At 40.0% G+C, this 22,924-nt stretch carries 13 protein-coding genes; 10 read left to right on the forward strand and 3 right to left on the reverse strand.

Going from position 1 to position 22,924, the window contains the following annotated elements:
• The first annotated feature begins 86 nt into the window (after positions 1 to 86).
• Positions 87 to 800 (forward strand): response regulator, encoded by a 714-nt coding sequence (locus tag ACM5QX_RS13455; protein ID WP_414753958.1) that lies wholly within the window; start codon positions 87 to 89, stop codon positions 798 to 800.
• Between the two features lie 2 nt (positions 801 to 802).
• Here ACM5QX_RS13455 and ACM5QX_RS13460 read toward each other — a convergent pair whose 3' ends face one another.
• The 3 genes from ACM5QX_RS13460 to ACM5QX_RS13470 form a co-directional block, all read right to left on the reverse strand.
• Positions 803 to 949, reverse strand: a complete 147-nt coding sequence (locus ACM5QX_RS13460) for a hypothetical protein (RefSeq protein ID WP_153228404.1) — start codon at positions 947 to 949, stop codon at positions 803 to 805.
• Positions 950 to 1,011: 62 nt separating this feature from the next.
• Positions 1,012 to 2,190 carry a DUF1822 family protein gene (locus ACM5QX_RS13465; RefSeq protein WP_414753959.1) on the reverse strand — a complete coding sequence of 393 codons (1,179 nt, stop codon included), beginning with the start codon at positions 2,188 to 2,190 and terminating at the stop codon, positions 1,012 to 1,014.
• An 8-nt stretch (positions 2,191 to 2,198) separates the two neighbouring features.
• The gene (locus ACM5QX_RS13470) at positions 2,199 to 3,407 is read right to left on the reverse strand and encodes a sigma-70 family RNA polymerase sigma factor (RefSeq protein WP_414753960.1); all 1,209 of its coding nucleotides are present in this window, start codon (positions 3,405 to 3,407) and stop codon (positions 2,199 to 2,201) included.
• Between the two features lie 368 nt (positions 3,408 to 3,775).
• Here ACM5QX_RS13470 and ACM5QX_RS13475 point away from each other — a divergent pair, with 368 nt between their 5' ends.
• The 9 genes from ACM5QX_RS13475 (at position 3,776) to ACM5QX_RS13515 (ending at position 22,907) form a co-directional block, all read left to right on the forward strand.
• Entirely contained in the window at positions 3,776 to 9,898 is a 6,123-nt protein-coding gene (locus tag ACM5QX_RS13475) for an amino acid adenylation domain-containing protein (protein WP_414753961.1), read from the forward strand.
• A gap of 163 nt (positions 9,899 to 10,061) precedes the next feature.
• On the forward strand, positions 10,062 to 11,084 hold the full coding sequence (locus ACM5QX_RS13480; RefSeq protein ID WP_414753962.1) for a TauD/TfdA family dioxygenase: 1,023 nt from the start codon (positions 10,062 to 10,064) through the stop codon (positions 11,082 to 11,084).
• Positions 11,085 to 11,305: 221 nt separating this feature from the next.
• Positions 11,306 to 15,343 (forward strand): non-ribosomal peptide synthetase, encoded by a 4,038-nt coding sequence (locus ACM5QX_RS13485; RefSeq protein ID WP_414753963.1) that lies wholly within the window; start codon positions 11,306 to 11,308, stop codon positions 15,341 to 15,343.
• 11 nt (positions 15,344 to 15,354) lie between these two features.
• Positions 15,355 to 16,671: an MFS transporter gene (locus ACM5QX_RS13490; protein WP_414753964.1), complete on the forward strand. Its 1,317-nt coding sequence runs from the start codon at positions 15,355 to 15,357 to the stop codon at positions 16,669 to 16,671.
• A 531-nt stretch (positions 16,672 to 17,202) separates the two neighbouring features.
• Positions 17,203 to 18,429: an ABC exporter membrane fusion protein gene (locus tag ACM5QX_RS13495; protein ID WP_414753965.1), complete on the forward strand. Its 1,227-nt coding sequence runs from the start codon at positions 17,203 to 17,205 to the stop codon at positions 18,427 to 18,429.
• Between the two features lie 22 nt (positions 18,430 to 18,451).
• Positions 18,452 to 19,609: an ABC transporter permease DevC gene (devC, locus tag ACM5QX_RS13500; RefSeq protein ID WP_414753966.1), complete on the forward strand. Its 1,158-nt coding sequence runs from the start codon at positions 18,452 to 18,454 to the stop codon at positions 19,607 to 19,609.
• 206 nt (positions 19,610 to 19,815) lie between these two features.
• A complete protein-coding gene (locus tag ACM5QX_RS13505; RefSeq protein WP_414753967.1) occupies positions 19,816 to 20,511 on the forward strand; it encodes a DevA family ABC transporter ATP-binding protein in 696 nt (231 codons plus the stop codon).
• Positions 20,512 to 20,601: 90 nt separating this feature from the next.
• Positions 20,602 to 22,092, forward strand: coding sequence for a serine/threonine protein kinase (locus ACM5QX_RS13510; protein ID WP_414753968.1), 1,491 nt, complete (start codon positions 20,602 to 20,604; stop codon positions 22,090 to 22,092).
• Between the two features lie 269 nt (positions 22,093 to 22,361).
• Positions 22,362 to 22,907 carry a hypothetical protein gene (locus ACM5QX_RS13515; RefSeq protein WP_414753969.1) on the forward strand — a complete coding sequence of 182 codons (546 nt, stop codon included), beginning with the start codon at positions 22,362 to 22,364 and terminating at the stop codon, positions 22,905 to 22,907.
• The last annotated feature ends 17 nt before the right edge of the window (positions 22,908 to 22,924 follow it).

The raw sequence follows: 22,924 nt of genomic DNA on the forward strand, positions 1-22,924 counted from the left end.
TTACAATGCTAACAATCGATACAAGCTCTACTGCTGTTGAAAGAGAGCTTTTGTGTCTAATAGAAGCGAAAATGTGAGGTTGGGCAATGAATAAAATCCGCGTAGTTTTAATTGAAGATCATGACCTGACACGAATTGGTCTACGTGCTACTTTGCAAAAATTAGATGGCATTGAAGTCATTGGTGATGCTAGAGATGCTGCCTCTGGTCTGAAGTTGCTTAAATCTACTCAACCAGATATTGCGATTGTTGATGTGGGCTTGCCTGATATGAGCGGCATTGAGTTGACTCAACACTTTTTCAACTCAATGGACACACAACAAACCCCTCAAACCAAGATTTTAATTATGACCATGCAGGATAGTGAAGATACTGTTCTAGCAGCCTTCGCGGCGGGGGCAGATTCTTACTGCATGAAAGATGCCAGTACTGATAAATTAGTAGAGGCTTTGCATCTGACTGTTAATGGTAATTCCTGGATTGACCCAGTAATCGCTCGGATCGTTTTACAGCAGACCCAAAAAGCTACAACTGCTGCCAACGTTCGACCAGACACGGTAGCGATTAATGGCTTGTCACCAGAATATAGCCACATTGTAGAAACATATCCGCTCACTCGAAGAGAATTAGATGTCTTAAAGCTGATTGTAGATGGATGCTCTAACGCTGTGATTGCCGAAAAACTCTACGTTTCCGTAGGTACAGTTAAGACTCACGTTCGCAATATTCTCAATAAGTTATGTGTTAGTGATCGGACTCAGATAGCTGTTCGTGCTTTACGAGCTGGGCTAGTTGCTTAAAGCTAAATCTCTAAATGGCTGTTGGCGTAGACTATACCTGCAATTGGTGACAACGTTGCCCGCAACTCCTGTTTATAAATCTTACGCTGTATTTCGCCGACGATTTTGATCTTCATACATTTTTCTACAGCCAGCTTGATAACAGGCATTAGTTAATAACCAATGGTCTGTATGTCGTTTTTCTCCAAGTCATGATGAGCAACTGCATCTTTCAAAAAAACAAAATTTCGTGTTCAAAATCTTCAGGAGTTGGCTCTATTTCCCATACCAATCCTTCCTCAGTATCACCCAGTGCCACTTCCAGGTATAGCTTATTTACTGGAGTATTAGCCTGTACTTGATTGCCATAAAATGGTTGTAAATTTTCTGTCAACAGTCGTAATTTTATTCCCTGGGCAATCATTTCACCTCTCATTGCATTTTGTAATTCAAATCGCCAGACTCTATCTGTAATACTATTTTTTGCCTTGACTCGCAATTCATATTCTTGCCCAGCAATAGTGAGTGTTCGCACTAAAGTTGGTAATTCAGTTGTTGACTCTAAACCTCTAGCTCCTGCAAAATTTGACTCTAGCTCGACACTATGCCAGCCAAATGCTTGTGCAAAATCTGATACACCAGCTTGCAACCATTGGGTAATTGACCACTTTTGTTGTTGTCCTTGACGCTGTTCATACAAATGTTCCCGCCAACCGCCATGTTCTAGGAGCGCACCCCAAGTGGGAAAGGGTACTGCTAGACGGGGTAAAATTAGAGCCGGATTTCCAAGACGTTGCAGTAAATTTTGTGCTTGCGCGATCGCTAACTCTTGTAAAGGTACTGTTTCTTCAGAACGTGTGGGTTCTTCCACACAAAGTTGACTTGCTATCCACAAAATACCAAGATTAGCAATCAAATTCTCTCCATCCACACAGTAGGCGCGATCGCTTGCGTCATAAGTACCCATACTCTTCAGTAGCGCATGGGTGGTGTATCCCCAAATCCGGATGCAGCCTTCTTCGAGATTTACTTGTACTGCTAGGTAATAGTCTGCTGTCCAACTAGGAATATCTACCCACTCTTGCGGAACGCGCAGTTCGCTTAAATCAACTGCTTCCGTAGGAATTAATACCATACGTTTTGTCCCGAAAGAAATCCCAAAACCATTGACTACTTCCCAAACACTGGGTAGCGCAGCCAGTCGGGGAAAAGCAGTCGCATCGGGATTGTGTTCGGCTTGTAGCCAAGGTAGAAAAGTGTTCAGGCTCAAGCGATTGAGATAGGCACTCCACCGCCGACTATCTGAGGAAAAGGCTTGGCTTTGCTGCCAAATTTTTTTTTGCTCAGTTTCCGAAATTTCTAGCCATAAGTGTGTAGAGTTTTTGAGAGCCAGTGCATCTAAGCTAACCATAAGAATTGCTATGTTGATTCAGAGAGAGAATGGTGATAGTAAGTTTGTAACCATTCTTCGAGAATGGTGCTTACATAGTTGAGTACCAGCGAGTTTAAAGAAATATGCAGCGATTGTTGACTCCACGTAACAAGTTTGAGGAGCAAAAAATCTTTGACTTTAGCCAGCCTACGAGAAATGGTGTACTGCTTAATTCCTAGCTGTTGAGCAATCTGCTGTTGAGTTAAGCCTTCTCTGTAGTAAAGTTGGATGATATTGTGGGCTTCTGGATCTAGTTCAGTTAAAGCTGTAACTAGGACGTTGCTAATTTGCGCTTGTTGTGATTGCCGATCGAGCAGTTCTTCTTGAGCCAGAATTTCTGTCATCAAGGACTCCTGCTTGAGTTGCGGTACTATATCTATATATTCATCTCCAGAATTTTCCTCCCCTACTGAGACATTCAGGGAAATCATATTGGGATATAAATAATCTCTTACGGCTTGAGCAGAAATAATCAACCATTTCTCTATGGTTTCTTGACTGCACTCTGGCCCTGGTTGTGAAAGTTGGGTTTGACGTTGGAAATTATAAAGTTGAGCGATCGCTGTCCATGTGGCATCATCTGGTCTAGATAATTTGCGAGTACCGACAATTTGCTTAGGAGCGTATAACGCTTGATAGCATTTCCACGCTAATACATAGCGTTGGATAACATCCTCATGGATTCCCTGATTTTGTAAAGACTCTACTAACCGCTTTTGAGTTAACTTTCTTAACAATCGCCAATTAGTACAAATATCAATTTCGTTTTGCGATCGCAGCATTTCTTTGAATTCGCTGCTAAAAATCGCACTAGCATAATTTTTCAGGTTAAAGTTCAGGTTGGGTTTAAACCCTTTCAACACCTTATCAACCCGAATGATCACCATTTGAAAGCAGTCAGATAGTGTGTGTTGGGTAGAGGAAAGATTAGTAACTATTTTGTGAACAGCCCAGTAACAGACTTCTTGTAAATAAGCTGAAAAATGTCCCCTGGCTAAACTCTCAGGTTTTTCTTGCCATACTTTATACCAGTAACACACCCAAAAAGATTCGGAAACTTCTGGCTGTGAAAGACGTGTTTGACAGTTAATTAGATTTCTGTGCAGTCTAGCATCAACTGCCCAACTAATTGCTTTGTCGGTATCGAATTGCAAGAAGGTCGTAAACTGTTCAGTGATATTTTGACGTGAACGCATAACTTAAAATTAATTATTTTTGTATAAATTTATACATAAAACCGAAAGTATAAAGAAAACTTGAACAGCACTTGTGTCTAGTTTATTATACTTAGGGAATTTTGCTAGGAAGAAATATTGGCTTTGCCAAAAAAATAAGTGGGACTTCGGTTTTTATCTCCAATAGCTGCTCAAATTCGTTTGAAAATTACCAGACAAGCTGAAGCTATGATCAATGCGTGCAAAATCAGCAGAGCCAAAAAACATATTTTCGAGAAGTGAGTGCATAAACTCAATTGAGCTTACCCTATAGAAATTTTGACCGGCACTAGCCACTTAAGTTGTGTGACTTGACCAAAGTTACCTGTTTAAATCCTAGCAATAAATATATGAGTGAATTACTAAAGCGTTTGGAACAGCTATCGCCTCAAAAACGCGAACTTGTTCTGCAAAAATTGTTAGCACAGCAATCTTCTACAATCAACAATAAACCTAAATTGCCGCGCATTGAAGCTGTTAGCAGCGACAAATTAATACCTTTATCTTTTCCCCAACAAAGACTTTGGTTTCTTGACCAAATGGAGGGTAATAGTGCTGCATATAATATGGCGGCTGCGGTAGAAATTACTGGCAATCTGCAAGTATCTATCCTAGAAAACATCATTGCCGAAATCATTCAACGTCATGCCATTCTCCGGACTAACATTAAAAACGTTGATGACAATGCTGTTCAGATAATTGCACCTCATCTCACAATAAATATTCCTGTAATTAATTTACAAATATTGCCAGCAGCAGAACAGTTTGCCGAGGTAGAACGTTTAGCGATCGCGGAACAATTAAAACCTTTTGACTTAGCGAACGATTGTTTGTTACGGGTGACGTTGCTACAATTAGCCCCAGAATCTTATGTGTTGCTGGTGACAATGCACCATATTGTTTCTGATGGCTGGTCGATGGGGGTATTTATTCAAGAATTTTCAACTCTGTACACCGCTTTTTCGCAAAATCAACCGTCTCCACTGCCAGAATTAGCCATTCAATATGCTGATTTTGCTCATTGGCAAAGACAATGCTTGCAAGGTGAAGTATTAGAAAATCAACTCAACTACTGGCGGCAGCAGTTAGCAGGTATTCCCCCCATCTTAGAATTACCTACAGACCGCCCGCGTCCTCCAGTGCAAACTTTTCAAGGTCAAACTTTATATTTTGAACTCGACCAAAATCTCACCAAACAACTAAATATCCTGTGCCAAAAGTCAGGGACAACCATGTTTATGACCCTGATGGCAGCTTTTGCAACTTTACTCTATCGCTATAGTCACCAGTCAGATATTGTCATCGGTTCTCCTATTGCTAACCGCGATCGCCAAGAAACACTTTCATTAATTGGTTTATTTGTCAATACTTTAGTGCTGCGAACTAATTTAGAGGGGAATCCGAGTTTTGCAGAATTACTGCAAAGAGTCAAACAAGTGGCTTTAGATGCCTATGCTCATCAAGATGTACCTTTAGAGCGATTAGTCGAAGCTTTGCAACCAGAGCGATCGCTCTCCCATATGCCATTGTTCCAAGTGGCGTTTGCGATGCAAAATGCACCGATGGGTAAATTAGAATTACCCAACTTGAGTTTAAATCTCTTAAAAATCGAAAATCGCACAGCGAAATTTGATCTGGCGCTATCAATGCAAGAAACCGAGTCAGGACTTTTAGGAGAATGGGAATTCAACACCGATTTATTTGATGCGACAACTATTAGCCGCATGGCAGGACATTTCCAAACTTTGCTGGAAAGTATTGTGGCTAATCCTCAACAACGAATTGCGGAAGTATCATTATTAAGTGCTAGCGAGCAGCATCAATTACTTGTAGATTGGAACAACACCACCACTGATTATCCCCAAGGTAAATGTATTCATCAGTTATTTGAAGAGTGGGTAGAACAAACACCAGATGCGGTGGCGGTAGTCTTTGAAAATCAGCAAATTACCTACAAAGAGTTAAATCATCGCGCCAACCAATTAGCACACCAATTGCAAACCTTGGGTGTCAAGCCAGACGTATTGGTGGGGATTTGCGTTGAGCGTTCCCTAGAGATGATAGTGGGATTATTGGGAATTCTCAAAGCTGGTGGTGGGTATGTACCTTTAGATCCTAACTATCCGAGCGATCGCTTGGCTTTTATGCTCAATGATGCTCAATTACCAGTGTTATTGACACAACAGCGATTAGTAGAGAAATTACCAGAGCATCAAGCGATCGCAATTTGTTTGGATGCAGACTGGAACGAAATTGCCAAAAATAATAGTTCTAATCCCACCAGTACAGTTACCACTGCCAATTTAGCCTATGTAATTTATACCTCTGGATCGACAGGCAAACCAAAAGGCGTGATGGTAGAGCATACTGGGTTATGCAATTTAGCCAAAGCGCAGATTCAGACTTTTGATGTGCAAACATCCAGCCGGATTCTTCAGTTCGCCTCCTTTAGCTTTGATGCTTCTATTTCAGAAATCATTATGACTCTGGGTGCAGGAGCTAGACTTTATCTGGGAACAAAAGAATCTTTATTACCTGGTTCATCATTAATTCAGCTATTACAAAAATACGGTATTACCCACATCACCTTACCACCCTCAGCTTTAGCGGTCTTACCTGCTGATGAACTCCCAGCGTTGCAAAATATTATTGTAGCAGGAGAAGCTTGTCCTCCCGATTTAGTCGAGCGTTGGTCTTGTGGTCGGCGTTTCTTTAATGCTTACGGCCCAACTGAGACTACCGTTTGTGCCACAATCGCAGAATGCAGCAGCAACAGCACGAACAAACCCCCCATTGGTCGTCCCATTGCCAATACACAAATATATTTGCTCGATCAATATTTACAACCTGTACCCATCGGTGTTCCAGGCGAACTGCATATTGGTGGTATTGGATTAGCCAGAGGTTATCTCAACCGTCCTGAGTTGACACAACAAAAATTCATTCCTCACCCCTTTAGCCATGAACCAGCAGCGAGACTTTACAAAACCGGCGATCTCGCTCGCTACTTAAGCGATGGCAATATTGAATACTTAGGGCGTATCGATCATCAAGTGAAGTTACGCGGCTTCCGCATTGAATTGGGAGAAATTGAAGCCTTACTCAGCCAGCATCCAGGCGTAATCCAAAATATACTTATCATCCGTGAAGATATCCCTGGTAGCCAACGTTTAGTCGCTTACACAGTTGCCAATCCCGACCAAATACCAACAATTAGTGAACTGCGACAATTCCTCAAAGAACGGCTACCTGAGTACATGGTTCCTTCGGCTTTCGTGATGTTAGATACTCTGCCTTTAACACCAAACGGCAAAGTAGACCGCCGTGCATTACCTGCACCAGAATCCCGTCTTGAGTTAGCAGTTAACTTTGTTGCTCCACGTACTCCACAAGAAGACAAGTTAGCGGCGATTTGGGCAGATGTATTGAGATTACAGCAAGTTGGGATTCACGATAACTTCTTTGAAATTGGTGGCGATTCTATCCTCAGCTTGCAGATTATTGCCAGAGCCAACCAAGCCGGAATTCAACTCAATATCAAGCAGTTATTTCAGCATCAAACAATTGCTGAGTTGGCTGCTGTGGCAAACACGATACAAAGTATCACGGCAGAACAAGGTTTAATTACAGGTTCGTTACCCTTAACACCGATCCAGCATTGGTTTTTTGACCAGAATCTACCGCAACCAGCCCATTTTAATCAGTCGGTGTTGTTGGAAGTACCAAATGACCTGAAACCAGAAATCTTGGAATCAGCATTGCAGCAATTACTATTACACCACGATGCTTTAAGGTTGAGATTTCTTCAAGAAGGGGAAAGCTGGTCACAGACTCACGCGGATGCTGATAGCACAGTAGCTTTAACTTGTGTAGAGTTGTCAGAAAAAGCCCCACAAGCACAACAAACAGCCCTGGAAACTACCGCAAATCAGCTACACGCTAGCTTAAATCTGTCCCAACAGTTAATGCAAGCCGCCCTGTTCCACTTCGGTGCTACACAATCTGCTCGGTTGCTGATTATTGTGCATCACTTAGCTGTGGATGGTGTTTCTTGGCGAATTTTGGTAGAAGATTTATTTCATGCTTATCAGCAACTCAATCGTGGCGAAACAGTTCAACTACCAGCCAAAACGACTTCCTTCAAAGAATGGTCGCAGCGATTGACTGAATATAGCCACTCAGAAGCACTTGCAGGGGAACTCGACTTTTGGCTAGGTCAGTCATCCGGCTCTATAGCTTTGCCTGTAGACTATCCCCAAGCGGTTAATACTGTGGCTTCATCTGCACAAGTTTCCGTATCTCTCGATATAGAAAAAACTCGTGCTTTGCTGCAAGAAGTGCCGGCAATTTACAACACCCAAATTAACGATGTGTTGTTAACTGCTTTGGTGCAAAGCTTTGCTCAATGGACTGGTGAATCTTCCCTACTTGTTGATTTGGAAGGTCACGGACGAGAAGAACTGTTTGCAGACATCGATTTATCGCGCACTGTCGGCTGGTTTACTTGCCTGTTCCCTATTAAATTAGAATTGGGAGCGATCGCCAATGTGGGTAAAACCTTAAAATCCATTAAAGAACAATTACGCCCTTGCCAAAAACGGGGTATTAACTACGGTATTCTCCGCTATCTCAACCCCAACCCTGCAATCCGCCATCAACTCACAACTGCACCCCAGGCACAAGTTAGTTTCAACTACTTGGGACAATTTGACCAAGAGTTATCGGAGTCTGGAGCGTGGAAATTGGCTCAAGAGTCTGCGGGTAATGAACAAAGTATATCGGGCGATCGCACTCACTTATTAGAAGTTAACGCCTTAGTAGTATCAGGTAAGCTGCAACTGAATTGGACTTATAGCCAAAACATTCACCAAACATCTACTATTGAGGCTTTAGCAGCTGGTTTCATCAATGCACTTACAGAGATTATCCATCATTGTCAGTCTACTGATGTTGGCGGTTATACACCTTCAGATTTTCCCGAAGCTGAGTTAACTCAGGAATATCTGGACAATTTAGTTGCAGAAATGGCAAACCGTGACACAGCCAGTCACAAGAAAAATATTGAGTCGATTTATCCCCTTTCCCCGATGCAACAGGGTATTCTCTTCCATAGCCTGTATGATCCAGAGTCGGGGGTGTATTGCGAACAACTAAGCTGCACGCTCCACGGCTCTATTAATACCACAGCGTTTGCACAAGCTTGGCAACGTGTAGTTGAGCGTCATTCGGCTTTGCGTACCTTCTTTGTTTGGGACAATCTGGATCAGCCACACCAAGTTGTTTGCAAAACTGTCAATCTACCTTTTGCGGTTGATGACTGGCGTTCTCTATCGCCTACCGAGCAACAAGAAAAACTGACAGCTTTTACCGCAGCAGATAGAAACAAGGGTTTTGAACTTAACCAAGCTCCCTTAATGCGTTGTAGTCTCATTCAGACAGCAGATGATACTTACGAATTTGTCTGGACATTCCATCATTTGTTGATAGATGGATGGTCTTTACCTGTCGTGGTTCAAGAAGCTTTTGCTTTCTATGAAGCTGCGAATCAAGGCCATGATTTATATTTAAAAACGCCTCGTCCCTTCCGGGATTATATAACTTGGTTGCAACAACAAGACCTTTCCCAAGCCAAAGAATTTTGGCAGCGATCGCTGCAAGGTTTTACAGTCCCAACTCCGCTCATGGCAGATAAATCTATTGTTCACAATTCCCAACAACAGCAGACTTATCACGAGCAGCATATTCAATTACCACAAGCATTAACAACTCAACTAGAATCTCTCGCTAGACAAAATCAACTCACTCTTAACACTTTAGTACAAGGAATTTGGGCGCTATTACTCAGCCATTACAGTAATCAAAAAGATGTAGTATTTGGCACAACTGTATCTGGTCGTCCCCCTGCACTTGTCGATGTAGAAACTATGGTAGGGATGTTTATCAATGCCTTACCAGTGAGGGTACAAGTATCAGACGATGATCAAATATTACCTTGGCTGAAAGATTTACACACACGGCAAGTAGAACGGGAGCAATATTCTTACACTCCCTTAGTGGAAATTCAAAGAGTAAGTGAAATAGCTAGCGGGACACCAATGTTTGAGACTAACGTCGCCTTTTATAATTACCCAGTAGATCCTGCTTTGCAAAATTCTAGTAGCGGCTTAAAAATCGACAACATCAGTAATTATGAACGCACAAAATATCCCTTGATGTTGGTAATTATGCCTGGTGAAAATATATCTGTGGGACTCAGTTATGAAGGAAATCGCTTTACTCACGAAACTATTGCGGATATTCTAGAAAACTTTGCAACTGTCGCCAATAAAATTACTGAACAACCTGATGCCAAGTTACAAACAGTAGCAGAAATACTGCTGCAATCAGACAAACAAAAACAACTCATCAAAGAGCAAAAACTGGCAGCGACAGCAATTAATAAATTGCACAAATTCAAGCGTAAATCAGCTTAATTTACCGTATTTACTGACCAAGAATGATTTTTACCAAAGCAGAGATGCAAAGAATATGTTCCTATCTTGAACTTTAATTCTTTATATCTCTGACACTCTTTTCATCTGAGCATCTGTGCCTAGAATGTAAAACCAACAAATCTATTAACTCAAACGAATCAAAATGAACAACGTAGAATTACCAACAAACAGCATTAAAAAACTACAAATTGGCAAACGCAAAGTAGTTGAAAAACTAGTTAATATAGAACCCCTCAACTCAGATAATCCTCTACCGTTAGTTATTTCCCCGGCTGTAGATGGGATGAATTTAATCAACTGGACACAGCAGAACCGTAATTTAATTGAAACTAACTTACTGAAAAATGGTGGCATACTCTTTCGCAATTTCCATGTCAATACAGTTGAAGATTTCCAACAGTTTGTGAAAGTAGTATCCGCCGGAGAACTCTTAGATTACACCTATCGCTCAACACCACGTACAGAAGTCACCGATAAAATCTATACTTCAACTGAATATCCCGCAGATGAAATCATTCCACTACATAACGAAAATGCTTACTCTCCCGTTTATCCCATGAAGATATGGTTTTTCTGTGTGAAAGCATCAGAGATTGGCGGAGAAACACCAATCGCTGATAGCCGTAAAGTGTTTGAACGCATTAACCCGTCCATCAAAAAACGGTTTATGGAAAAGCAAGTCATGTATGTGCGAAATTATGGCGATGTCGATTTGCCTTGGCAAGAAGTTTTTCAAACCACGAATAAATTTGAGGTAGAAAGTCATTGTCGCCAGTTGGGTATTTCTTTTGTATGGACAGGTAACAATACTCTCAGAACTAGCCAAGTGTGTCCAGCTGTTGCCAAACACCCGAAAACTGGTGAAATGGTATGGTTTAACCAAGCCCATTTGTTCCATATTTCCAGTTTGAAAACAGAAGTGCGCGAATCATTATCTGCATTACTCAAAGAAGACAATTTTCCCCGCAATGCCTATTATGGTGATGGTTCTCCTATTGAAGTCTCGGTTTTAGACGAAATCCGGGAAATATATCGTCAAGAAGCAGTAATTTATCCTTGGCAGGAAGGAGATGTGTTAATGCTGGACAATATGTTGGCTGCACATGGAAGGATGCCATTCGTCGGAAAACGAAAGATTGTAGTGGCGATGGCGGAACCTTGCTGATCATTCTAGGTGCGTTAACACCCTACTTATTATGCTCCCAAATGCTTATTCAGTAAGTATTTGGGAGTTTTTATTTAAAATTCGGCGAATGAAAGCATAAATTGATTTTCCTACTCCTATTAAAACATTGATGCAGGTGTTTTGCTTCAATTTACATAACTTGTATCACCAGTATTTATTAATTTAATTGACGTTTTACTCTCACAAAGGATTTCAATTTTATGCAGACTGAAATGACTAATCTGATTCGTATTTCTCCTCAGCAAAAGCATTTATGGTTACAACAAAAAGATAATTATCAAGCTTACTATACACAAATTGCCATTAATATCATAGGGAATCTGAACTCAGATATTCTGAAATTAGCTTTAGCAAAGCTTAGCGATCGCTATGAAATATTTCGTACTGCTTTTCATTCTTTACCAGGGATGAATATCCCATTCCAATCAATTAGCGATGCTCCGACTTACAACCATATTTCCCTAGCAGAATATGATTGGAGTCGTTTAAGTTCTCAGGTACAAAAAGCCAAAATTGATACACTTTTTCAAGATGCCAGCCTCCGAGTTTTTGATTTTGAACAAGCGACAAATTTACATTTTGTCTTAGGGAAGCTAGCGACAGATCAGCATATACTGTTTATCAGCTTGCCTGCTTTATATGCAGATAAGATAACACTCAACTATCTTATATGTGAAATTGGTCGTGCTTATACAGCTTGTTTAGATGGTGAAGAAATTTCAGAGGAAGTAATGCAATATGCAGATGTCTCTGAATGGCTGAATGAATTATTAGAATCTGAGGATACAGAAACAGCTAGAAATTATTGGCAACAACAAGATATTTCTTCTGTGTTAAATTTGCGAATTCCTTTTGAAATCAAAAATGATCATCAGTCATCAGGAGAAATTAGCTTTGCACCTCAGTCGCTGTGTTTAGCGATGAACCGCGATACAGTAGAAAAACTAGAAATTCTGCAAGAAAGTTATCATACTTCAACAGAAGCTATTTTATTAGCTTGTTGGCAAGTGCTACTGTGGCGGTTAAGCGGTCAGTCGGAAATTGTGATTGGGGCGGCTGGCGATGGACGCGAATATGATGAATTAAAAGGAGTTTTTGGACTTTTAACTAAATATTTACCGATTCACTCCCGCTTAGAGGATGCTTTAAAATTCTCAGAACTGATGGAAAGAGTTTCTGAGTCTTTGCGGTTTGTAAAAAAATGGCAAGAGTATTTTAACTGGGAGAATTTCATCTCTACTAATGAGAAATTTGCTGCTCGCCCCTTTTTCCCCTTCTGCTTTGATTTTACACAACAGTCACAGAGCTATGTAAATGGAAATATTGCCTTTTCGGAATATAAAAAATCTGCCAACATCGACAAATTCCAAATTAAGCTATCTAGCGGTTATAGCCAAGATAATTTGGTGGTGAATTTTGATTACGATGCCAACTTATTTTCGGAGGATAGTATCAAAATTCTCGCCGAACAATATCTAACATTAATCGCAAGTGTAACTTCTAACCCAGAAGCAGCAATCATTGATTTAAATATGATCAGTGAAAGCGATCGCCAGAAATTATTGATTGATTTTAACAATACAAAAATAGAGTTTCCCCAAGATAAATGTCTTCATGAACTATTTGCCGCACAAGTAGAACGCACCCCCAACAACATCGCCGTTGAATTCAATCACGAATCTCTTACTTATGCACAGCTAAACGCCAAATCCAACCAGCTAGCGCATCACCTCCAAAAGTTAGGAGTAAAACCAGAAGTATTGGTGGGAATTTGTGTAGAACGTTCCTTAGATATGCTGATTGGTATCCTGGGTATTCTCAAAGCTGGTGGTGCATATATACCATTCGATCCCACCTATCCCCAAGAACGACTGGGATTTATGTTAGAAGATGCTCAAATTCCCATCCTGTTAACGCAACAAAGACTGGTAGATAAATTTGTTGAACATAAAACCCAGATAATTTGTCTGGATCGAGACTTACCAGAAAATGCCACACTCAGCATTGACAACCCTGTCAGCAATGTTACATCAGAAAATTTAGCTTATATCATTTACACCTCTGGTTCTACAGGAAAACCCAAGGGAACGATGATTCCCCACAGAGGCTTAGTTAATTACCTGAGTTGGTGTACAAATGCTTATGCGTTAGCCCAAGGTTATGGTGCGCCAGTACAATCTTCCATCGGGTTTGACGCGACAATTACCAGCTTATTCTCACCGTTATTAGTCGGAAAAAGGGTTGTATTATTGCCTGAGAAGGAAGAAATTGAAGCTTTGTCAGCACTGTTGCAATCTGATAAAAACTATAGCTTGGTGAAAATTACACCAGCGCACCTGGAAATGCTCAATCAAATGTTACCTAATCACGAAGGTGTCACGGAAACGAGAGCATTAATTATCGGTGGCGAAGCATTATTGGGTAAAAGCTTGAACTTTTGGCGCGATAATGCCCCAAAGACCAGAATCATTAACGAATATGGCCCCACCGAAACTGTTGTTGGTTGTTGTGTTTATGAGGTTGATGAGCAAACTTCTTTATCAGGTGCAATTTTAATTGGTCGCCCCATTGCAAATACTCAACTTTATTTGCTGGATGACAAGCAAAAACTTGTACCAATTGGTGTTCCTGGCGAATTATATATTGGTGGTGCAGGAGTAGCTAGGGGCTATCTCAATCGTCCAGAATTAACACAACAGCGATTTATCCCTAATCCTTTTAGCGATGAACCTAATTCTCGCCTATACAAAACAGGAGATTTAGCGCGATATTTACCCGATGGTAATATTGAGTACTTGGGACGCATTGACCATCAAGTGAAAATTCGTGGTTTCCGTATTGAATTAGAAGAAATTGAGTCCTTACTAGCCCAACATCCCCTAGTAAATGCTGTCACTGTAATTGCGAGAGAAGACCAACCTGGAGATAAACGGTTGGTAGGCTATATTGTACCGAAAGAGCAAGCTCCCACCAGTAGCGAACTGCGCCAATTTTTACAGTCTAAGTTACCCGAATACATGATACCCTCTGCCTTTGTGATGCTAGAGGTCATCCCTCTCACTACTCATGGTAAGGTAGACCGCCAAGCCCTACCGCAACCCGATACATCCCGTCTAGATACACTCAAAGTAGAATTTATCGCACCACGCGATCGCCTAGAACTAAAATTAGCCAATATTTGGGAAAATCTACTCAACGTCCATCCTGTAGGTATCAAAGATAGCTTTTTTGAACTCGGTGGTCACTCTCTGCTGGCTGTGCGCTTGATGGCTCATATTAACCAAGAGTTTGGTAAAAACTTAGCCTTAGCCACACTTTTCCAAAACCCCACAATCGAAAAATTGGCTAATCTGCTTCGCCAAACATCAGAAATCTCATCTTGGTCTCCCTTAGTAGAAATTCAAACAGGTAATTCCCAGTATCCTTTCTTCTGCTTACCTGGAGGCGGTGGTAATGTCCTTTATTTACATGAGTTGGCGCGTGATTTAGGTTCTGAGCAAACATTTTATGGTTTACAAGCACCAGGTTTAAATGGAGAATCAGACCCCTTGAGCAGTGTTGAAGAGATGGCGGCTTATTACATCCAGGCTATACAAAGCGTGCAGCCTGAAGGGCCATATTTTCTCGGTGGTCACTCCTTTGGGGGTATTGTGGCCTATGAAATAGCTCAACAGTTAGTCAAATCCGGACATGAGGTGGCTTTAGTGGCGATTTTAGACGCTCCAGCCCCGGTTGCTAGTGACAAACCTATATATATTGATGTTGATGATGCAACCCGATTGACCGAAACTGCTCGCCTGATTGAACGTTGGGCAGGTAAAAGCTTAAATATCAGCTATGAAATACTCCAGCCACTAGAACTCGACGCACAATTGGAATATCTCAAAGAACAATTAATTGCGGTTGGTTTGCTCCCGGCTGGTACTGAGACAAAGCAAGTGCGTGGGTTGGTGCAAGTGTTCGAGACCAATCTACAAGCTAGTATCAAATATTCACCACAGGAAGTTTATCCCCATCGCCTGACACTGCTGCGGGCGAGGGAAGTGAACGCAGAGGATGCGGCACTATTAACTGAGTTGCGCCAAGATCCCGCCTGGGGATGGGGTCAGTTTTCGACTGAAAAAGTCGATATTCACGTTGTTCCAGGCGATCATATGACGATGATGACTCAACCCCACATCTCATCGGTTGCCAAACAACTAAGAATCTGCATTGAGCAAGCAAATGTAGGTTCATGAGGAGTATCGAAATGACCCAACATCCAAAAAATACAGGAATGCAAACTTTTACCATCATCTGGTTTGGACAGATGATTTCCCTCATCGGCTCGCAGCTAACTAATTTTGCCTTGGGTGTATGGGTATACCAGCGAACTGGCTCAGTCACACAGTTCGCCTTGATTTCCCTCTTTACCAGCTTGCCCATGATTCTGATTTCTCCCGTAGCTGGCACGCTGGTAGACCAATTCCCCCGTCGTTGGATGATGTTATTTAGTGACTTAGGAGCAGGTATTTCTACGGGGGTAATTGCAATTTTGTTAGCTACAGGCGATTTGGCTACTTGGCATATATACGTGGGTGCTGCTATTAGTTCTTGTTTTGGTGCTTTTCAATGGCCAGCTTATACAGCAGCTACTACCTTGCTTGTCCCACCAGAAAAACTGGCACGAGCTAACGGTATGTTGCAAGTGGGGGAAGCCGCAGGTCGGTTAGTTGCACCAATGTTAGGAGGTATACTGCTGCTGTTTCTGGAAATTGATGGCATTCTCTTTATTGACTTTGCGACATTTCTGTTTGCTTTGAGTACTCTGTTACTAGCTCCGTTTCCCAAACAGTACATTGATAGACATCGCGCTGAAAAAACTCCTTGGTTGAAGGAAGCATCTTCCGGTTTGGTCTATCTAGTTAACAGAAGAGGACTGTTTGCACTACTACTGTTCTTTGCTGTGAACAATTTCCTGGTGGGAATTGTGCAGATGCTAATTACGCCGCTAGTATTGTCCTTCGGTTCGGCTACAGACTTGGGGACAATTATGACTACTGGCGGTATCGGAATGCTAGTAAGCAGCATCCTTGTGAGTACCGTGAGAATGCCACAGTATTTAGCTCTCAGTATCTTTACTTTTATGCTGCTAGGTGGGATCTGCATTACCTGTGCAGGGTTTTACCAATCGATTTTAGCCTTAGCCCTAATAGCTTTCCTGTTTTTCTTTGGTCTACCAATTATTAACAGTTCAGCCCAAGTTATTTTTCAAAAGAAAGTACCCTCTAGTCTGCAAGGTCGAGTTTTTGCGACAATAGGAGCGATCGCTAACGCATCACAGCCTTTGGCTTACACTGTCGCTGGGCCATTAGCGGATAAAATCTTCGAGCCGTTAATGGCTCAGAATGGTCTGTTAGCAGAAAGTATGGGAAAAATTATTGGTGTTGGTCAAGGACGTGGTATCGGTCTGATGTTTATCGTGATGGGAATACTCACCGTGTTGGCGACGATTATCGCCTATCAGTATAAACCATTGAGACTTGTGGAAAGGCAACTGCCCGATGCTATGAATCCCAGTTGCTAGTACCAGCGTAAATTCAAAATGAATCTTCCAAGGGAATAGTGCAAGTCATACCATTTCACTTTTAGGGGATGCAGAGAAAGCATAACAAGCAGAGGGAGTTAGTCGTCTCAGAGGTTATTTATAAAGCAAAAATAAGATTGTTGTAGGGTGTGTTAGGCGCTCATTTCCCTGATGATTGGTCACAAAATAACTATCCTCGCGCCTAACGCACCGCCGGATGGTGCGTTACGGCTAAATTTTCTTGTCTCTGAGTCCCAAATCCTTTCATAGCCGTAACACACCCTACTTAATATTTACTTTATAAATAGTCTCTCAGGATTTTTGTGAAATGGCATAACCAGGCTAATTCTCTCTGTTTCCTGTTCCATTTCTCAAGTATCTAGTCAAGCAACTGCATAAAACAATTGGGTTACCCCCTATCAAGATAAAGGAGCAAATCAAGTTAATTAATGCTCCAGAAAATTAGCCGAATAACCAGAATAATCACGAATTACCCACAATCGCAAGCATATTAATTGAGGTTAACCTCCAATGGACATTTTTCGCAAACCAATAAACTTTGATCCAAAATCCAAAAAATTGACACTAGCTTTCATAGTTCCTATAGGATTAGCGGCTATTGGTGTGCCAGCATATATTTTTGCTACTAGCTCAAATTTTACTTGGCAATCTACAAAGCAGAGTCATGTTACCCCAACAGTTGTAGTTCAAAAGCCTGTAATCCCTACAGTGGCAGCTTTAGGACGCATTCAAACCAAGGATAAAATTATTAACTTATCTGGGCCATCAGCTTTGCAGACTGCCAGATTAGATCAGGTTTTGGTCAAAGAAGGCGATAATGTTCGTCGCGGACAACTCATTGCTGTGTTGGATAACGTCAGTCAACTGCAAACAACTCTAGCAAAAGCCCAAATGGGTGTTCGAGTTGCTCAATCACAACTAATCCAAGCCCAAGCAGGAACTACAAAACAAGGAGAAATTGCTGCTCAACAAGCACGCATTGCCAGTTTACAAGCCCAGTTTCAAGGGGATATTAACATTCAAAAGTCTAAGATTGCTGGCTTAGAAGCACAATTGAGAAATGCTGAAACGGAATATGGACGTTTTCGGTCGTTGTATGAGCAAGGTGCTATATCTGCGGTCACAAAAGATACTAAATTACTAGCCGTAGAAACTTTGCAAGCACAACTCAAGGAAGCTCAAAGTTCCCTCAACCAAACTTTATCATCGTTTCCCAAACAGATTCAAGAAGCTAAAGCTAGTTTGGCAGAGTTAAAAGAAGTTCGTCCTGTAGATGTACAGGTGGCTCAAAGTGAGTTAGAAAGAGCCAAAGCTGCTGTTTTAGAAGCAAAAGCTAATTTAGCCCTAGCTTATGTGCGATCGCCCATGAATGCAAAAATTTTAAATGTCAATACTTTTCCAGGAGAAACTATTAGCGAAAAGGGCATAGTTGAGTTAGCTCAGACTCAACAGATGTATGTTGTTGCAGAAATTTATGAAACTGATGTTAGCAAAATTAAAATAGGTCAAAAAGCAGAAATATCGAGTAAAGCACTACCTAAAAGCATGATTGGAACTGTGGAAAAAATCGGTGTTCAAATAGGTAAGAGAAATGTGGTCAACAATGACCCTTCAATCAATATAGACTCAAGAGTTGCAGAAATCAAAATTCGTTTAGACCCGGCTGATACTAAGGAAGCTGCTAATTTTATTAATCTGCAAGTTGATGTCAAAATTAAAACCACTACTAACGTTTAAATTTATATAAAAATCTTAAATCATGGCTGCTATTACTCCCGTTGCTTGGTTACAACTAATTCATCGTAAACCTCGTTTATTAGTTACCATTACTGGCGTTACTTTTGCAGTAATGTTGATGTTTATTCAATTGGGTTTTAGAGACGGACTTTTTGAAGATGCTGTTGTATTTCATAAACAAATTCAAGCGGATTTAGTATTACTGCATCGTGATACAGAGCGTTTTTTTGATATGAAGGTGTTTCCGCGACGCTATCTGTATAACATCTCATCTGTGGATGGGATAGAATCGGTTAATCCTTTCTATTTTTCGGTTACTAACTTCAAAAATCCTGAAACTTTTGTCAGCAGGCCAATTGCGATCGCTGGTTTTACACCTGATCAACCTGTGTTTAATTTACCAGAAGTCAACCAACAAGCAGAAGTAATTAAAGCCGCTAACACCATATTATTTGACCGACTATCTCGACCTGAATTTGGCCCCATTGTTGAGAATTTAGAGAAACATGGCGAAGTAACAACAGATGTATCCAATCGCCAAATTAAAGTGAGAGGATTATTTTCTCTAGGAGGTGGGGTAATGACAGCAGATGGTGTGATTATCACCAGTGATTTAACTTTTTCTGAAATTTTAAATCACCCATTAGAAAAAGTGCAGATGGGAGTGATTAAAGTTAACCCTGGTGTTGATCCACAAAGCATCATCAAAAAAGTCTCACAAGACTTACCTCAAGAGCTAAAAATTATGACTCTAGCAGATTATATCCAACTAGAAAAAGATGTTTTAGCACAATCCACACCCATTGGATTTATTTTTAATATGGGAACAGTTATTGGTTGTGTGTTCGGTGGGATTATTGTTTATCAAATTCTCTACACACAAATTTCCGATAGCATATTTATCTACGCTACATTTAAAGCTATTGGATATGCAAATTCATATCTAGTAAAGGTAGTTTTACAACAAGCATTTTTAATGTCCTTGATTGGATATATCCCTGGGTTCGCTATTTGTATGTATCTCTATAGCTTTGTTCAAGAAGCTACTCGTCTACCGATGATTATGACTATCACTAGGGGTGTGATGGTGATGTTACTCACAATTATTATGTGTTCTATTGCTGGGATGCTAGCGATGAATAAACTACGTTCTGCCGATCCAGCCGAACTTTTTGGCTAAATTCAAATCCTGCTTTCCCTTCAATGTTGGATTTGAAATTGTCAATTTTAGATTATACTGTTCAAGCTAAAATCCTGTTTTAAAAGTTAACTCTGTCTCTGAATCGCTACACTAACGCAGAATCTAAAATCTAAATTTCTGCTGTTTTTTGCTTTATCGCCATAACAAATAATGATGCAGTGTAATTGAATTTTTAGGTCATAATTATGTCTCAATCTTCTATCATATCTGTTCAGCACCTTAACCACTACTTTGGTAAAAGCTCATTACGAAAACAGGTTTTATTTGATATTAGTTTATCAATTAATCCTGGTGAAATTGTAATTTTGACTGGCCCTTCTGGTTCTGGAAAAACAACTTTGTTAAGCCTGATGGCTGGTTTACGGAGTGTACAAGAAGGTAGCGTTAAAGTTTTTGGTAAAGAAGTATATCGAGCTGGTAATAAAAAGTTACTGCAACTACGTCGTCAAATTGGATATGTGTTTCAAAAACATAACTTAGTTCCCTTTCTCACTGCTAGCCAAAATGTACAAATGACTATGGAATTAGCTCGTAATATGTCTCGTAAAGAAATGTGCCGTCGAGCAGAAGCTATGCTGGAATTAGTGGGTTTAAATCACCGTATTCATTATTATCCAGATCAACTCTCTGAAGGACAAAAACAACGTGTAGCATTTGCACGAGCATTAGTTACTCAACCCCAATTAATTCTAGCTGATGAACCAACAGCATCGCTAGATAAAAATAGCACTCAGATAGTCGTTGAGACATTAAAAGAACGTGCCAAATATCAAGGCTGTTCCATTCTTTTAATCACTCATGATAATCGCATTCTGGATATGGCTGATCGCATCATTTATATGGAAGATGGTTACTTAAAGAATGATGTCCGTGCTGCTTAATTGATTTACTTAGACATTCGCCCACTGTATATTGTCTGCATAATTCTTGAGGATGCAACACTATTAAATAAAAAATCATGTTTACGCCAAATGAATAACGTATTAGAGATGATTACCGAAATCGAGCCAGGAACTTTAATCTACGGTCGTTACCAGATTCAGAAGTTGCTTGGTAAGGGAGGATTTGGACGAACTTATCTAGCATTAGATAATCAGCGATTTGATGAACCCTGTGTGTTGAAAGAGTTTGTCCCCACAGCATCACAAGAAAAAAATGTTTGTAAATCGAAAGAGTTGTTTGAGCGTGAAGCAAAGGTTTTATATAAGCTTAAGCATCCTCAAGTTCCTCAATTTTTAGCTTGGTTTACGGATAGCGATCGCACTTTTATTGTGCAGGAATATATTGATGGGAGAACTTATTCTGAAATTTTATTTGAGCGTGTCTCAGAAACAGGTCAGCCCTTTTCGGAAATAGAAGTGAGAACATGGTTGACAGATGTCTTACCAGTTTTAGATTATCTCCACGATCGCAAGATCATTCACAGAGATATTTCACTGGAGAACATCATGCTACCTCATCATCAATCGAAACCTGTGCTAATTGATTTTGGCGCAGTAAAAGAGAATGTAACTCAACTTATGTCTCCTGATTCCATAAATTTTTATAACTCCATTCACACTTCCGTCGTGGGTAAGTATGGCTATTCTCCGCCTGAACAGTTGCGTTTAGGAATTTCCTATCCTTCTAGTGATATCTATGCACTTGGTGTTTGTGCAGTTGTACTATTAACAGGAAAAATGCCACATTTGCTCTTAGACGAATCACTAAATTGGCAATGGCGATCGCAAGTCAATATTGCTGATGATTTAGCAGCAATTATCGACAGAATGCTGATAGAATCACCCACGGCACGCTTCCAATCAGCTAAAGAAATTATTCTGAAGTTAAATAAGCTCCATAATAATTCCCCTACTGTAACTCAGGTTGAATTCAAAATTACATCTCCCATAGAAGCAATTAAAACTCGTCAACAAGAAAAAGAGACCAACAAGGCATTAGAAGAGTTATTAATTTTACAAAATCTAGAACGCACCCTGAGACAATATCATGATAAATTGCCAAAACCTATTTATCTCAACTTAGATTTACCACAGTATATGGAGAAACACACAACTCCTGCTAGTGAATCTTCTGGTTGTGCTTTTAAAAAAACTTCTAAAATAGCTGCAAAAATTATTAATATTTTTACTAGAAAAGTTAACAGACATATAGCAAGAAAAAGTGAAGCTACTAACGTAAATTATATTCATATTAATACGCATGATTTTTTAGAAAAAACATCTATCAATCGTAACTCGCAGATTTTGGAAGTTATTAAAAAAGAATTTACCAATTTTATTGGCCCAATCGCCAACTTAATTATGAATAAGGTATTAGTAACTTTTCCAGATTGTTCTGCCAATCAACTTATAGAAATTTTAGCAGCATCAATTCCTGACAAAATAACAGCAGAACGGTTTCAAACCGATACACGTAAACTCATTATATCAAACTTGTATATCGTAAAAACTAATGAATAGCTTTCTTATATCGATTTAATATTTAATACTAAATTAGGCTAATTACCAGCTAAAAAACCACAGGTAAATACAGATAAGTCTATTTTTATCTGTATTTACCTGTGTTTATTTCTAGATGTAAATCTATTGTTTGATATTGGGAATTATTTTTTGAGAAGATTCTTTTTCTAGTGCATAATTTCACGATGTTGATCCGTAATATATAATATCGCTGATTTAAATTCTCAAATGAATTTTCTGGAGTTATTTTCACAATGAAGTAGGAAACAATGAATTATTTAGTATTAATTGAGAATGCCCAAAAAGAATTACCTAACCTGGTTAATGAAAGTAACCTCAAACAAGAATCTATCAAGAACATAATTAGTATTCGAGGTTGCAATCATTGTACTCAAACTATTGAACAATGTGTGAAACAAAGCCATCCATCTCTACGACCAAATGCTGGAGTGGCATTTTCTGTGGAAGTTAATGATCAAGAACGATTAGTAGTTGTTCAAGAAGTAAAGAAAACCTATTCTCGGATTCTCAATGTCGATGAAGTAATTAAAGCTATTCGCACTGCTCTTTTAGAAGAATATGGATTACAAATTTATGCTGTGGTACTTCTGAAGACAGGTAGTTTACCCAAGAAATCAGATAGAAAGATTGACCGTCATGCTTGTCAGCGTGCTTTTCTCAATGCTAGTTGGGATGCGATACATACTTGGACAATAAATCCTCAACAGGATTTGCAGCAACTACAAATAGATGTAAATGCTTTGTTAGAGAACGTACAAATGTATGTTCAGCAAGCACAGTTCAAAGTTTCTTAACTTTATTATTAATTATC

This window comes from Anabaena sp. CCY 9910 (assembly GCF_963920875.1).
Classification (GTDB): domain Bacteria; phylum Cyanobacteriota; class Cyanobacteriia; order Cyanobacteriales; family Nostocaceae; genus Trichormus; species Trichormus variabilis.

Excerpts from the sequence above, each read along its gene's own strand:
- ACM5QX_RS13490 (WP_414753964.1), top strand. The coding sequence starts at position 15,355 with ATGACCCAACATCCAAAAAATACAGGAATGCAAACTTTTACCATCATC.
- ACM5QX_RS13455 (WP_414753958.1), top strand. The coding sequence starts at position 87 with ATGAATAAAATCCGCGTAGTTTTAATTGAAGATCATGACCTGACACGA.
- ACM5QX_RS13465 (WP_414753959.1), bottom strand. The coding sequence starts at position 2,190 with ATGGTTAGCTTAGATGCACTGGCTCTCAAAAACTCTACACACTTATGG.
- ACM5QX_RS13515 (WP_414753969.1), top strand. The coding sequence starts at position 22,362 with ATGAATTATTTAGTATTAATTGAGAATGCCCAAAAAGAATTACCTAAC.
- ACM5QX_RS13470 (WP_414753960.1), bottom strand. The coding sequence starts at position 3,407 with ATGCGTTCACGTCAAAATATCACTGAACAGTTTACGACCTTCTTGCAA.
- ACM5QX_RS13505 (WP_414753967.1), top strand. The coding sequence starts at position 19,816 with ATGTCTCAATCTTCTATCATATCTGTTCAGCACCTTAACCACTACTTT.
- ACM5QX_RS13485 (WP_414753963.1), top strand. The coding sequence starts at position 11,306 with ATGCAGACTGAAATGACTAATCTGATTCGTATTTCTCCTCAGCAAAAG.
- ACM5QX_RS13495 (WP_414753965.1), top strand. The coding sequence starts at position 17,203 with ATGGACATTTTTCGCAAACCAATAAACTTTGATCCAAAATCCAAAAAA.
- ACM5QX_RS13460 (WP_153228404.1), bottom strand. The coding sequence starts at position 949 with ATGCCTGTTATCAAGCTGGCTGTAGAAAAATGTATGAAGATCAAAATC.
- ACM5QX_RS13475 (WP_414753961.1), top strand. The coding sequence starts at position 3,776 with ATGAGTGAATTACTAAAGCGTTTGGAACAGCTATCGCCTCAAAAACGC.
- ACM5QX_RS13480 (WP_414753962.1), top strand. The coding sequence starts at position 10,062 with ATGAACAACGTAGAATTACCAACAAACAGCATTAAAAAACTACAAATT.
- ACM5QX_RS13510 (WP_414753968.1), top strand. The coding sequence starts at position 20,602 with ATGAATAACGTATTAGAGATGATTACCGAAATCGAGCCAGGAACTTTA.
- devC (WP_414753966.1), top strand. The coding sequence starts at position 18,452 with ATGGCTGCTATTACTCCCGTTGCTTGGTTACAACTAATTCATCGTAAA.